This is a genomic window from Undibacterium sp. Di27W (genome assembly GCF_049340345.1).
Classification (GTDB): Bacteria; Pseudomonadota; Gammaproteobacteria; order Burkholderiales; family Burkholderiaceae_D; genus Undibacterium.
In genome coordinates, this window is record NZ_JBMPOS010000008.1 from 81501 (window position 1) to 94695 (window position 13195).

The 13195-nt window shown below is 53.0% G+C and carries 11 protein-coding genes; 2 read left to right on the forward strand and 9 right to left on the reverse strand.

Annotation, left to right across the window (positions count from 1 at the left end; genetic code table 11):
• Positions 1-66 precede the first annotated feature (66 nt).
• Together ACO0LF_RS16940 and ACO0LF_RS16945 are read right to left on the reverse strand one after the other, a co-directional pair.
• Positions 67-678, reverse strand: coding sequence for a LysE family translocator (locus ACO0LF_RS16940; protein ID WP_423016021.1), 612 nt, complete (start codon positions 676-678; stop codon positions 67-69).
• Positions 671-1621 (reverse strand): NAD-dependent epimerase/dehydratase family protein, encoded by a 951-nt coding sequence (locus tag ACO0LF_RS16945; protein WP_423016023.1) that lies wholly within the window; start codon positions 1619-1621, stop codon positions 671-673. The genes ACO0LF_RS16940 and ACO0LF_RS16945 overlap by 8 nt, the downstream gene beginning before the upstream one ends.
• 96 nt (positions 1622-1717) lie before the next feature.
• On the opposite strand from ACO0LF_RS16945, the gene ACO0LF_RS16950 reads away from it, so the two are divergent.
• The gene (locus ACO0LF_RS16950) at positions 1718-2641 is read left to right on the forward strand and encodes a LysR substrate-binding domain-containing protein (protein ID WP_423016025.1); all 924 of its coding nucleotides are present in this window, start codon (positions 1718-1720) and stop codon (positions 2639-2641) included.
• A 26-nt stretch (positions 2642-2667) separates the two neighbouring features.
• On the opposite strand, the gene ACO0LF_RS16955 is transcribed toward ACO0LF_RS16950, so the two are convergent.
• The 7 genes from ACO0LF_RS16955 to ACO0LF_RS16985 form a co-directional block, all read right to left on the reverse strand.
• Positions 2668-3552, reverse strand: a complete 885-nt coding sequence (locus ACO0LF_RS16955) for a lysostaphin resistance A-like protein (RefSeq protein WP_423016027.1) — start codon at positions 3550-3552, stop codon at positions 2668-2670.
• Positions 3553-3866: 314 nt separating this feature from the next.
• Positions 3867-5084: a hypothetical protein gene (locus ACO0LF_RS16960; RefSeq protein ID WP_423016029.1), complete on the reverse strand. Its 1218-nt coding sequence runs from the start codon at positions 5082-5084 to the stop codon at positions 3867-3869.
• Between the two features lie 145 nt (positions 5085-5229).
• Positions 5230-5529, reverse strand: a complete 300-nt coding sequence (locus ACO0LF_RS16965) for a hypothetical protein (protein ID WP_423016031.1) — start codon at positions 5527-5529, stop codon at positions 5230-5232.
• Positions 5530-5648: 119 nt separating this feature from the next.
• Positions 5649-7346, reverse strand: a complete 1698-nt coding sequence (locus ACO0LF_RS16970; RefSeq protein WP_423016033.1) for a methyl-accepting chemotaxis protein — start codon at positions 7344-7346, stop codon at positions 5649-5651.
• Positions 7347-7363: 17 nt separating this feature from the next.
• A complete protein-coding gene (locus ACO0LF_RS16975) occupies positions 7364-7831 on the reverse strand; it encodes a response regulator transcription factor (RefSeq protein WP_423016035.1) in 468 nt (155 codons plus the stop codon).
• A 185-nt stretch (positions 7832-8016) separates the two neighbouring features.
• Complete coding sequence (locus tag ACO0LF_RS16980) at positions 8017-8661, reverse strand: response regulator transcription factor (protein ID WP_423016037.1); 645 nt, start codon at positions 8659-8661, stop codon at positions 8017-8019.
• Positions 8658-11099 carry a PAS domain-containing sensor histidine kinase gene (locus ACO0LF_RS16985; protein ID WP_423016039.1) on the reverse strand — a complete coding sequence of 814 codons (2442 nt, stop codon included), beginning with the start codon at positions 11097-11099 and terminating at the stop codon, positions 8658-8660. Before ACO0LF_RS16985 ends, ACO0LF_RS16980 begins: the two co-directional genes overlap by 4 nt.
• A gap of 286 nt (positions 11100-11385) precedes the next feature.
• On the opposite strand from ACO0LF_RS16985, the gene ACO0LF_RS16990 reads away from it, so the two are divergent.
• Positions 11386-13188, forward strand: coding sequence for a S41 family peptidase (locus ACO0LF_RS16990; protein ID WP_423016041.1), 1803 nt, complete (start codon positions 11386-11388; stop codon positions 13186-13188).
• Positions 13189-13195 lie beyond the last annotated feature (7 nt).

The window sequence follows — 13195 nt, forward strand, 5'->3', positions numbered from 1 at the left end:
AATATGCTGCATGAAAGGGAATCTGTATAGGTAGTCAGTTAAGGCCTGAGCTTCCCCCCATGCTATTCACCTCTGCCAGACCAGGCCCACGCCGCATAAAATCAATCCACAGCCACAGATTTTTTGCATGGCACCGGCGGGTAGCCAGGCCTGATTTGTCACTTGCTTACCTGTCCAATGCAGCAAGCTGCACAGGACAATAAAATACAGCAGATTAATGGCTTCAAACACACAGCCCAGCACGATAAAACCTGGCACTGCCTGGTCTTGTGCCACCGGAAGAAACAAGGGAAAGAAACTGGAAAAAAACAATACCGGCTTGGGATTGCTGACAGTGATCAGCAATCCACGCAAGAAACCGGCATGCCCAGGCTCTGCCCGCAGTGTAGCCCCGGCAGGGCGGCGCAATAATTGCATGCCGAGATACAGTAAATAAGCCGCACCCAGCAAACGCAAGGCTGGCATTAGCCAGGGCAGGCCTTGCATGAGCAGGGCAAAACCTGCCGCCGACAAGCTGATCAAGACAATATCACCCAGGACTATGCCAGCCACTGCGGCTGCCGCCCGTCGCAAGGAATGTCTGGCCAGCTCTGCCACCAGCAGGGTAGCCGGGCCAGGCAAGATGATGACCAGGCTGGCCGCCAGGATAAAGCCGGGGAAATTGATGGTCTCAAGCATGTGGAACTCCCATATCGCTGCCCTGCATATGTGCCTGCAAGCTGAGTATCAGTGGATCGAGCCAGCTATCCAGCGCAGGGAAATCATGACCCAGTGTGCGGGCCAGGCTGGTATCGATAACATAGTCATGGGCATAATCAAAAGGGCTGGATGCTGCCGTGCCATGTGAAGCTGGCTGCAGCAAGCCAGGCTGGCCCAGCAAGCGGGCGATGCGCTCATGCAATTGCGGTGCCGACATCTCACCAGAACAGGCCAGGTTCACTGGTCCCAGGAAATCAGCCTGGCCAGCCCACAACATGGCATCGACTACTGCCTCTACATTCAAGAAAGACGAGCGGCCTGCCGCTGGCAAATGCTGCAGGGGCAGGCCTTGTTGTACACGGCGCACATAGCTGGCCAGCCTGCCGGTAAAGTCATCCTGTGCGGCCAATACATGGGCAATACGCAGGGTGGCAACGGGCAAAAGCTGATCTTGCAACAACACAGCCTCTGCCTGCATTTTGCCAGCAGCATAGCTGGCTTCAGCCAGAGCAGGGTCATGCCAGGGGTAGCCCCAGTCAAGTCGGACCTGGCGCAAATCAAGATCATCTTCGCGCAACGGGCGCTGGATAGCAGCAATCAGATGACGATAAGTTTCTATGGTCGACGACATCAGGTAACGCCCGACCTTGCCAGCAAATACAGAGCGGGAAATTGCCGCATCCAGCGGGCTATAACACATCTGGTCATACACCAGATCATAACTGGCATGGGTGAACATGGCCTGCATGGCACTCGCATCGCGCCTGTCCACCCGCAGGCGTTGTACGGCATTACCAAATTCGTCGGCAGCCTGGCCGCGGGTGGCGATGCTGACTTGGTGGCCTTGTTCCAGCAAGCGCCTGACCAGTTGTTTTCCAAAAAACCGTGTACCACCTATAATCAAGATATTCTTATGCATCATTCATCCTCATTTTTTTCATGGATGAATGATGCGATCAATTGCCATTCGAAACAAACGACTAATTCTGATGCCATGAGCAAGTAAAACTATCTCTAAATGAAAAACCCTTTACGTAATCTGTCACTGCTGGTGGACTTTGAATGTGCTGCCCGCTGGTGTAGCTTCAAGCTGGCAGCGCATGAATTGCACAAGACACCGGCAGCGGTCAGCCAGAATATCAAGCAGCTGGAACAATTGCTGGGTTTTGCCTTGTTCGAGCGATATGCCAGACATTTGAGCATCACCGAAAAAGGCAGCGAACTGGCCAGCACCGTCAGCCATTTGCTAGCTGATTTGCATATCAAGGTAACTGCCCTGCGCGAAGATAGTAGCAATGACAGCTTGCGCATCTCCTGCACTCATTCCTTCGCCATGAAATGGCTGGTGCCGCGTCTGCATCGCTATACCCAATTGCATCCGGATATGGATATACGCATAGACTCCAATGATGCCTTGGTTAACCCGTCACAGGGCCAGTGCGATATCGCCATCCGCCATCAACAATATGTCGCAGCAGACAGTGGCAACTTGCTATGGCGCGAGCAATTGCTGCTGGCGTATAGCCCGGCCTTGTTGAATGACAGTGACAGGCGCTTGCGCCAGCCGCCCGTGCTAAAACGCTTATTGCGCTATCCCCTGCTCTATGAAGCCACCCCGGAAAACTGGATACGCCTGCTGCAAAACCATGGGCTGCTGGAACAGCCCCATGACTTTGCGCAAAATTATAGTCATGCGGGATTGCTGGTGCAGGCGGCTGTTGCGGCTCAGGGTGTGGCCTTGCTCCCTGCTTCCATCGCTTATGAGGATTTGCAACAGGGTCGCCTGCTGAGACTGGCTGACATGCAGCTCAGTTCACGCTATTGCTATCGCATCGTCACCGCACCAAGCCGCTCAGTCAAGGTCAGCCACTTCATAGACTGGCTGCATGCAGAGATGGGGCATATGCAACAGTATTTCGAAGAAGCTCAGGGCAAGCTATGAACCCGCCCTGACCTGACTTTATTGCCTTAAACTGCCTTGGTTTTTTCCCAGAAAGCTGGTTTGAACTGGCCTTTCTTCCAGGCCAGATACAGGAAGACTACCCCCATCATGCCTGCCAGGAAAACCGTCAGCACCGATGCCTCAGCGCCAAAGGCACCACCGGTAAGCCAGTCCGGGCCTGTCATATGGGTTTGCAACCAGCCCTTGCTATCCGTACCGGAGACTGCCACGGAAAATACTGCGCCCTGGGTAAAATTCCAGGAAAAATGCATGGCAAAGCAAAACGCCAGGCGGCGTGTCAGCATAAACACGGCCCCAAAGGCAATACCTGCTTCCACGGCAATCGCGATAGAACTGAACAGCGTGGCACCAGGGTTGGAAGCATGGGCAAAACCAAAGGCCAGCGCCGAGATCAGGAGGGCGACTACGCTACCCATTGATTCTTCCATCATGCGGAAAATCATGCCACGGAAAAATAATTCTTCCATCACCGCGACCACCACAAAGATGGGCAGATACTTGAGCATGACTTTGGGATCATTGTAGCCATCGATATGGAACATGCCCAACAAAGACAAGCTACCCAGCACCAGGACGAACAACATGACCCCCATGACCAGGCCCAGCAACCACTCCTTCCAGGCAGAAAACGTCGCCAGCTCAGTGACGCGGCGTTTTTCTATCAGACGCACATAAAATGCATAACTCAGCAAACCCAGTGTCATGGCAGCCATATTGCGAAAGACAACCCAATCCGGCCCTGGTAAAAATTGTGACATCAGCTTGCGCGATACAAATTGCACACTGCCGACGATCAATACCGCCAACAAGAATTTCACCAGGGTGTACTGCAAAAGTTTTTGATGCCAGACAGTTTTATTGAGGCCGGCATTGATTTCTGTGCTTATCATAAGTCCCCTTATTTGCTCATATTGTTGAATATAGAGTTGGTCATTCAAGCCCAGCTAGCATGGATTTGATTGACAGGATCGCACTATAAGCAAACGATTTTGCAGACGCATCTGCTATCTGACTAAATGTCAAAATCAAGGATTGAATGGGAGATTAGGCCGATAAGTAGTAAGCGCAAGAGATCTGGTATTGGGGCTGGCGGACTGCAATAAGCGCTTACAGGGCCTTATAACGCACCGCAGCAACATCAAAACAAGCTAAGAAGTCGACATATAAAGCGGTGCGTTACAACGCACCCTACTGGCCTATGCAATCACAAGGTCGATTCGGGCGCACCGTCAAGCTGGTCTTGTTCAGGAAAACCCGTTACCAGAAACCGCTCAGGATAGCCCTCCACTACCTGCAAGAGTGCGCCAGCGATGCTGTGCAAGTCTTGCCAGCTGAGTATCTTGCTGGTGTATTCACCTTCCTGGCCACTGGGGGTGACCATGGCGACCAGGTCGGTCCTGGGTAGCAGCGAGACCACGCCCTGGGTCCAGGTGGAGAGTGAAGTCAGTTTATCGGTATCATTATTTTTGAGTACGGTATAGCTGGGAACAAAAATATCTTCGCCATTTTTTTCATGCAGGGCTTCCAGCAATTCTTTTTGCGAGCCATAGTCTTCTGCTCTTTGTGCGATTTGCAAATTCCTCAGGCTCTCGAGCACATCGGCATTGGCCGGGGTATGGCTGATGAGCTTGCCATCCTTAAGTTTATACATGCCTGCCGAGACTACGCGGCCTTCCTGCTCCATGCAGTTTTGCGCATGTTCCAGCATTCGCAATTGGGCGCTATTGCTGTTGGCGGTACAGAGCAAAAGACGGCCACGGGTAGGGACCATCATCACCGGGTCGCTGCCGCAACCTGCGCGGTAAATCAGGTCAGACAACAAGATGCGGGAAGAATCATAAGCATCTTCCCAGACACCGGCAAAAACACCCTCACCGAGGTCGATAAAATGATCGTTGGTGCGGTCACGCAAATTGTCCAGCGCTACTTTAAGACCATCTTCTATGCTGATGTTCCAGTTTTCATAATTGCTCTGGTTGACCAGGGCCATGGAATGTTCGGTGTCATAGGCCAGCATCAGCATGGCATCTTCACCAAAGGGGAGTGCGGCTTGCTGGTAGGCGATGTCCTTGTCTTGTATCAGCGCAGTCAGGCGCAGGTACTCGCCCTGACCGCGCGGCTTGAGGCTGGGCATGAGATGCTCTTTGGCACTGGCAAAATCGTCAGGTATGCCACTGAGCTGCAAACCCGCGGTATATTTCAGCAAGACTTCATCGCGCTGGTTTTTGGTTGCCGCACAATAGTCGCGATAGGCATTGTGCAGATTCAGGACGTGTGAGCCACTCTCACCGACGATCAGGCGGAATTCGGCTTCATCAAAATGCATGGTATGGGCGATACCCTGATTACGGGCGTATTTGATGACGATCTGGGCAAACTTGTGTGTCGATGGCCTGGATTTGAATAAATCGAAGAATCCCATGAATCTCCCGCGCAGCTGGCTGTCTTGTCTATGAGGGCTTGACCTGTATGACTCTATTTCCAATATTTCGGGCACAAGCTGTTTTACATATGATAACGTCAGCAGCGCGCTTTGTGTTCACCTTGTAGAGACTGGCCGAAAAAGTTTACTTGCCGTCCCCATGGTCGCCGTCTTGCCGGGCAGTCATCTCGTGCGTGATTTGTGCAGATAAATCAAGCCGGGCTTGCTGATAGATTTTCATTTGTGCAGTTTGCAGTCTGGGCAAGGCGGGTGCCGAGGCATCTGTATTATCCTGGGGCAGGTACATCTCCAGCAATGCTTTGAATGGCAAGGCCGGGCTCTGCTGATGCGGCTGATTCGGCTGACTCTGCTGACTATTGACAGGCTCCCCCGCTGGCGCGGGTAAGCCAGTGGTTTGCAGGGTCATAGAGAGATAATCGCGCATGCTCTTATTTTCTAAAAATCAAAAAAAACAGGGTTGCAGATATCCCGATCTGCCCCCCTGCCAACAGCGATGTATGCGGTCTACATTACCGCGTCGCTGCACTGATATCCAATACTGACTCAAAACTCTTCCCATTTATCCGCCAGGGCATGCGCAGAACCTGATGAAGAGACGATCTTGATATTCGCCCTGCCAGCACGCTGCCTGGCGACCGCAGGCTTGCTGGCTATGCCTGGCCGGGTCAGGCGTGTAGGGGCAGATACAGGCGCACCATGTGCACTGATTTTGAATTGCTGGACCAGGGTCGCCAGATTGGCAGCCTGCTCTTGCATGGCCCCTGCTGCTGCGGCGGCTTGTTCAACCAGGGCAGCATTTTGCTGGGTGACTTCATCCATTTGTGTCACGGCGGTATTGATTTGTTCTATGCCTGAGGTTTGTTCGCTACTGGCTGCCGTGATTTCTGCCATGATGTCAGTGACGTTTCTGATGCTGGCCACCACGCTGTCCATGGTGGTGCCTGCCTGATTGACCAGGTGGCTGCCCTGGCCAACTTTTTCGACTGAATCATTGATCAACAATTTAATTTCCTTGGCAGCAGAAGCTGAACGCTGTGCCAGATTGCGCACTTCAGAAGCCACAACGGCAAAACCGCGTCCCTGCTCGCCGGCACGGGCCGCCTCGACTGCCGCATTCAACGCCAGGATATTGGTCTGGAAGGCAATGCCATCAATCACACTGATGATGTCGACAATTTTTTTGGATGAGGCATTGATGTCACCCATGGTGGTGACTACTTGCGCCACCACGGCACCACCCTGTACCGCCACATCAGTCGCCGAGATCGCCAACTGATTGGCCTGGTGTGCATTTTCGGCATTTTGCTTGACGGTGGAAGTCAGTTCTTCCATCGATGAAGCGGTTTCTTCCAGCGAGCTGGCTTGTGACTCTGTGCGAGAAGACAGGTTCAGGTTGCCAGAGGCGATTTCAGCCGAGGCCGTGGATATGGTGTCAGTGCCTATCCGTACCTGCCCCACCAGGTGGACCAGGTTGGTATTCATCGTCTTGAGTGCCCGCAATAATTGACCGGCTTCGTTTTCTGCACTGACTTCAATCTCGCTGGTCAAATCGCCTTCTGCCACTTTTTGTGCCACTGCTATTGCGCGCCTGATAGGCATGGTAATGGCGCGTGAGCTATTCCAGGCAATGCCTATGCCCAGCAATATGGCGATGGCCGTCGCGCTGATCATGGCGATCATGGAGGTCTGGTAAGCTTCCTGGGCGCTGGCTTCATCCTTGCTGCTCTTGGATTCCTGCAAGTCGATGAATTCTTGTATGGTGTCCTGCCACAAGCCATTGACGGGTATCACTTCTTTCATTAAAAATGCGACTGCTTCTTCTTTATTGTCTTTTGCCTTGGTTAAAAAACTGTCATTGAGCGTCCTTGCGGCTTGCTGGTTTTGCTTGATTTTGGTGACAAAGGCGAGGCCAGTATCATCCAGCGGCATTTTTTCAAGTGCGGAAAATGCCTTGTTGTAGTTAGCTCTGGCTGCATCAATTTTCTTATGCTGCTCACTCGCCTGGGCTTCGTCATTGAGCAAGGCTATCGTCCTGGTCACCCGTGAAACGATGTGCACGGATTTGGACATTTCTTCCAGGTGATGAATCTTTTGTACATTGACGTCGACCACATGATGCAAGGCTGCATTAGACTTACTCATGCCATTGATACCTATCATGGCAACAATGGCCATGATCAGCAGGAGCAGGCCAAAGCCCAGGCCGATTTGTTGCGAGATTTTCAGGTTTTCGACTTTCATTCTTTGCTCCGGTGCTCTTATATTTTGTTGATGATGGAAAGATGGCTATGGTGCCCACCACCGGATTGCTGATCCTCCTGACCAGCGCCTGATGCAGCAGGATCTGATGCACATTTAAGTCCCAGGGCTTTTTCAATCGCAGTGAACAAGTCCTGGTCATTAAAGGGTTTGTGCAAGACCGTCTGCGCATGCGACAAACCCGTCCTCACCACGATGTCTGATACTTCACTGGCCGTCATGACAATGACTGGTATCTGAGGCGCAATCAACGCCAGCCTCGCCAGTACGGCATAACCCGACATATCCGGCATGTGCAAATCCAGCAAGATACAACCCGGTTGCCGCAAATGCAGACTGTCCAGCAGCAGGATGCCCGAAGTAAAGCTATAGGCTTCCAGCCCGACTGAGTGCAATAAGCGCAACATGGCACGACGTATACCTGCCTCGTCATCAACCACCGCTATCCATGTAGATGTATTTCCCATAGGCATCACTTTATAGAGATGCGGTGGGCAAGGCTATTGGACCTTGGTCCAATATGGTGCATACAATTGTTAAACTGGCTTAGGTGGCTTAGGTGGCTTAGGTAATTGCAAAAAGGGAAAGACGACAGCGATCATGCTGCCTATGCAGGCCAGGAAGACAGGCGCAAGCTATATCAATGCCAGATTCAATCCTTGCGTTTTTCCAGTAAATGGATAAGGCTGGCCAGTGAGCTGACCCCCATCTTGCTCATGACCCTGGCGCGGTGCACCTTGATGGTTTTTTCTACCGTGCCGAGTTCCGCCGCGACTTGCTTGTTGAGCTTGCCTTCGACGATGAGGTGCAGCACTTCGAGTTCACGCGGTGTCAAGCTGTCGAGGCGGCTTTGTATAGCCAGTTTTTCTGCCCGGCTCTGGCGTGCCTGCTGGTTGCGTACAAAGGCAGCCTGTATGGCTGGCAGCAACTTATCAGCGTCCACGGGTTTGGTCAGAAAGTCTTGCGCACCCAGTTTCATGGCTTGTACTCCTGTGTCTATATTGCCATGACCCGTCAGGAAAATGATGGGTAAATCACTCTCGATTTCACGCAGGCGCTGTTGCAAGGCCATGCCATCCATGCCCGGCATGGCCAGGTCCAACACCAGGCAACCGGGCTGGCTGGCATGACCACTCTCCAGAAAAGCTTGTGCTGACTCATAGCCCCGGGCTTGCAAACCGGCAGAATCGAGCAAGCGTGTCATGGCTTTCAGCACGGCAGGCTGGTCATCCACCAGAAAGACTTGCGGCTCAGTTGTCATCTCAGTTGTCATCTCAGTGATCATCTCAGTTGTCACGACAAGACCCCTTTGCTGACAGGCAGAGTAAAGTGAAAACTGGCCCCTGGTTTCCCTTCTGTCGTCTGTCGATTTTCACACCAGAGCTGGCCACCTGTGGCTTCGACGATATTTTTGCAAATCGACAGACCCAGGCCCATGCCATGCGCCTTGGTGGTATAAAAAGGCTCAAATATCCTGGTTTGCAAGGCATCGGGTATGCCAGGGCCATGGTCATCTACTTTCACCTGGATCTGCTGAGTGCCAGTCATCGTGCTATGGATTTCTATGATGCGCTGGCTGGCATCAAGCCCGGCGACCACATCGCAGGCATTCATGATGAGGTTGATCAAGACTTGCTGCAATTGCACAGGGTCGGCACTAATGGCGGGCAAGCCATCTTGCAAGGCACAGAGCAGGGTCATCCCCTGGTTCACCATGTCATTGCGCAGTATATGCAAGACTTCCTGCACCAGTTGATTAATGTCCACGCTATGCTGCACACTGGCCTGCTTGTCGAACAGGCGGCGCAAGCGACGGATGATTTCACCAGCGCGCTTGTCTTCATCGACGATGTCTTGCAGGATTTCGCCCAGCACCTGCCGATCAAGCTCAGGGCGCGTCAAAAAACGTTGTGCGGCCTGGGCATTGCTGAGGATGGCAGTCAGCGGCTGGTTTAATTCATGGGCCAGTGCACCTGATAATTCACCCATGGTGGCGACCCGGCCCAGATGCATGACTTCCATGCGTTTCTGTCCGAGCTCCAGCTCGGCTTCCTTGCGTGCCGAGATATCCACTGCTACGCCACGATGCAGCAGGGCTTGCTGGTGCTCATCAAATTCCACTTGCCAGACCGCCGCCATCCAGCAGGCTTTGCCTGAAAACCCATCTGGCAACAGCACCCTGAACTCGACATGATGGCGACTTTGCTCGCGCGAATAATCAGTCTTCATCATGTCGCTCACCGCCTGCCGGTCTGCCGGGTGTATGCGCTGCAAAATGTCTGCCAGATTCAGGGCGACATCCTCGCTGAAACCAAACAGCTTGCGCCACTGTAGCGAAGCCCATAATTCACCGGACCTGGCATCCCCTATCCAGGTGCCGATATGGGTGACATCACTGACCATGGTCAGGCTTAACTGCATGTCGCGTAAATCGTTCTCTCTGATTTGCAGGCGCTCAGACAATTGCAATTCACGCTGACGCCGCTCTCTTTCAGTTTCAGTGATATCGCGTACGATGACTATGACCGTGTCATGCGTACAAAAAGCGACCCTGGCTTCAAACTGCATTTCCCCTCTTTCCATGTCGTGCATGCTGTAGCGAAATTCTTGCAGCTTGCCACTGTCCAGTGTCAGCGCTACCGCCTGCATATACTGGCTGGCCACGGCTGGTGGCAGCATGTCAGCCACCTTGCTGAGCAAGAACTGATCTTTGCTCTCTTGCAGCATGAGCTGGCTGCTGGCATGCACATCCAGGAAATCTCCATTTCGGCTGATGGTAAAGATCAAATCAGGAATGGCACGCAGCATCGCACGATTTTTTGCCTCACTCTTGATGAGCGCCACTTGCGCCCGCTTCAGCAAGGTCACGTCGGTTGCCAGGGCAAAAAACCCCTGGGTTACCCCGTCAACCTTATGGGCAATATACTGGGCCCAGACATAGCCTATATCGCCATTGGCTTTGACCAGGCTGCGCTCGAACTGCTGGTTCACGCCTTTTAAAACGCCCTGGATATAGGCGATATTTTTGGAAAACAGCTCTTCTCCCAGCAATTCTTGCAAACTGATATTTTGCATTTGCTCAGGGCTGCGCCCAAACCAGGTCAGGTATTGATGATTGGCATAGGTGCAGCGCAGATCGGTGTTCCAGTAAGCCACCATGTCGGGCACATTCTCTGCCACGACACTGGCAAAATACTGGCTCTCAGGCTGGTTCATGGACTTGCCCGGACGCTGCGTGACATCGCTCATGATGACCATCAGCAAGGGCGCTTGCCCATCCATCGCTGTCCGGCTCAGGGCCAGTTGCAAGAGGATAAGCTCACGGTCAGCCTTCATGCAGCGGACTTCACAACTGACAGGCTGCCCTGTACTCAAAGTCTGGTCCATCTCTTCTTGCAGCACCGCCTGCTCTTGCCATACCAGGCCAGCCATAGCCTGCCCAGGCATGGCATCTGCCTGCTGCCCCAGCATAGCCGCCGCTGCCGGGTTGGCTTGCAGGATAGTGCCAGCGGCATCGAGTATCAGGCAAGCCTGGGCACTGCGCCAGAAAAAATCCTGGTAGATGCCAGACATGGCCGGACAAGACTGTTGCTGCTCTTGCCGCGTCATTTTCAGGGCAGCATGCTCAGCCTGAGCCACCGGCGTCTGGCGGGCAGGCACGTCTCGCCCGGGCAGCACCGCTGCGGCTGCCTTACTTAAACCTGACTGACTGGCGGCTTTTGAATCGATTGCCATAAAAACTCAAGAGTGTGAAGTTCCCGCTGAAGGTCTTTTCTTCTTAACTGCCCATGAATCTGGATGAGCAGCTCTAGTCCACCAACTCATTACTCATTGTATCTCTGCTACGAGGCGCTGCCGCATAATTCATTACATCTGTTGCAATTATCTTGCATGCTTGCGCCATGAGCCTGTTAAAAAAAGAGGTAAGTAGCAAGAAAAATCCATAATTTCATATTGGCAATCTTTTATAATTTACACATTTATACTTTTACATGTTTCCCAGCAGTTAGGGAGCATCTCCATGATGAAAGCAAAGTTTCCAATGACCCGTCTTTACTCTGCCTTGCCAGCGCGCCTTGCCCTGTCTGCAATGTTTGCCAGCCTGTTTGTCTGCACTTCCTATGCTGCCGATACTGCTGCCAACCAGCCCGCCATCACCAGCAAAATCAAGCTGGCCTCACAAAACATCAACGCAGCACGCGAGGCTATAGGGCAACTCAGGAACGAGGCAAAAGCCCTTTCCAGGTCTGCTACTGCCAGCCAGGCTGAACTGCAACAGGCACTCGCTAAAATCAAACTGGCATTGTCATCTATAGAAAGTAACGATGCCAAAGACCTCATGTCGGATGCCGCCCATTTCCACGGTCGCCGTTTTGATTATCTGTTTGATGCAGCGCTCATTGAACTGCGCCTGGGCAATAAGGAAGCCTTCTTCAATTTTTTGGAAAGCACCCAGCACTGGGTCTTGATACCCGCGATAAAAACCTATCTGAACGCCGCCAGCTTTGCCAGCATCAAGAATGAGCCACGTCTGCAAGCCTATCTGAAGGCTGCGGAGTTGCCTGCCAAAATGGGGCGCTCATCCGTCCTCGCCACAGGGTATCAGGACAATATCAGCAATGCAGAAAAAGTCGCCGGCCTGTCCTTGTTCTGGTCAGAAGCCAGGCGCAGTTTTGTCCATTTCCAGCATGTGCCTGACCTGGACTGGGACCGGCTGTATCTGGACTACCTGGGCAAGGTTATGCAAACCACCAGCACGCGCGAGTATTACCAGATCATGATGCAACTGGCACCCCAGCTACAAGACGGCCACACCAATATCTATGCACCGGATGAGCTCAGTGATCAGTTTTATTCCCGCCCTGCGCTTGATACTGCACTGATAGGCCAGACTGTGTTGATCACCAGGGTAGGCAACCAGCAACTGGCAAAGAGAATCAGGCGCGGCGAAGAAATCACCAGCATAGACGGCCAGCCCGTCCATGAATACGCACTGAACAAAGTCGCCCCTTATGCCAGCAGCAGCACGCCGCAAGACAAGGCGGTGCGCACCTATGGCTATGGACTGTTGATGGGTGATAGAAGTCAGAAAATACGTCTGGGTTTGCGCGATGCCGCAGGCAAGGAAAGAGTAGAAACTGTGGTCCGTGGCGAAGCCAGGGACGTGGCTGATAACCCCGCCTTCGATTTCAAGATGCTCAAGGGTGAGATCGCCTATCTGGCCATAGACCATTTTGAGAGCGATGCGGGTGCCAAAAAGCTGGCCAGCCTCATGCCCACCATCATGAAAGCCAAGGGGCTGATACTCGATATCCGCAGCAATGGCGGTGGATCAAGCACACATGCAGCCGCCGTACTCAGCCTGCTGAGCAAGCAGCCCGTGCCCTTTGCCGATAGTACAGAAAGACAGGAGAGCAACCTCATGCGCGCCCAGGGTGATGTCATCTTCCTGGGCACCTTGAGAGGCGGTCTGGCCAAGCCCTATGTAAAAGAGCACCAGGACATCTATAGCGGCACGGTGGTAGTGCTGGCAGGACCAAAAACCTTTTCTGCAGCAGAAGATTTCCTGCTGTCTTATGTCACCATGCAACGCGGCCGTATCATAGGCAGCGCTACTGGCGGCAGTACAGGCATGCCTTTATCCTTCAAACTGCCAGGTGGCGGCAGCGCCCGCATCTGCGTCAAACACGATAGTTTTCCTGATGGCCGCGAATTTGTTGGCAAGGGCATCGCGCCCGACATAGAAATTGCCCCCACTGTGGATGACATACGTGCCGGGCGCGATGTGGTGTTGGACAAGGCCCTGGCGGTGCTCAGTAAATAACGAAGAC

Excerpts from the sequence above, each read along its gene's own strand:
- ACO0LF_RS16940 (WP_423016021.1), bottom strand. The coding sequence starts at position 678 with ATGCTTGAGACCATCAATTTCCCCGGCTTTATCCTGGCGGCCAGCCTG.
- ACO0LF_RS16945 (WP_423016023.1), bottom strand. The coding sequence starts at position 1,621 with ATGATGCATAAGAATATCTTGATTATAGGTGGTACACGGTTTTTTGGA.
- ACO0LF_RS16950 (WP_423016025.1), top strand. The coding sequence starts at position 1,718 with ATGAAAAACCCTTTACGTAATCTGTCACTGCTGGTGGACTTTGAATGT.
- ACO0LF_RS16955 (WP_423016027.1), bottom strand. The coding sequence starts at position 3,552 with ATGATAAGCACAGAAATCAATGCCGGCCTCAATAAAACTGTCTGGCAT.
- ACO0LF_RS16960 (WP_423016029.1), bottom strand. The coding sequence starts at position 5,084 with ATGGGATTCTTCGATTTATTCAAATCCAGGCCATCGACACACAAGTTT.
- ACO0LF_RS16965 (WP_423016031.1), bottom strand. The coding sequence starts at position 5,529 with ATGCGCGATTATCTCTCTATGACCCTGCAAACCACTGGCTTACCCGCG.
- ACO0LF_RS16970 (WP_423016033.1), bottom strand. The coding sequence starts at position 7,346 with ATGAAAGTCGAAAACCTGAAAATCTCGCAACAAATCGGCCTGGGCTTT.
- ACO0LF_RS16975 (WP_423016035.1), bottom strand. The coding sequence starts at position 7,831 with ATGGGAAATACATCTACATGGATAGCGGTGGTTGATGACGAGGCAGGT.
- ACO0LF_RS16985 (WP_423016039.1), bottom strand. The coding sequence starts at position 11,099 with ATGGCAATCGATTCAAAAGCCGCCAGTCAGTCAGGTTTAAGTAAGGCA.
- ACO0LF_RS16990 (WP_423016041.1), top strand. The coding sequence starts at position 11,386 with ATGATGAAAGCAAAGTTTCCAATGACCCGTCTTTACTCTGCCTTGCCA.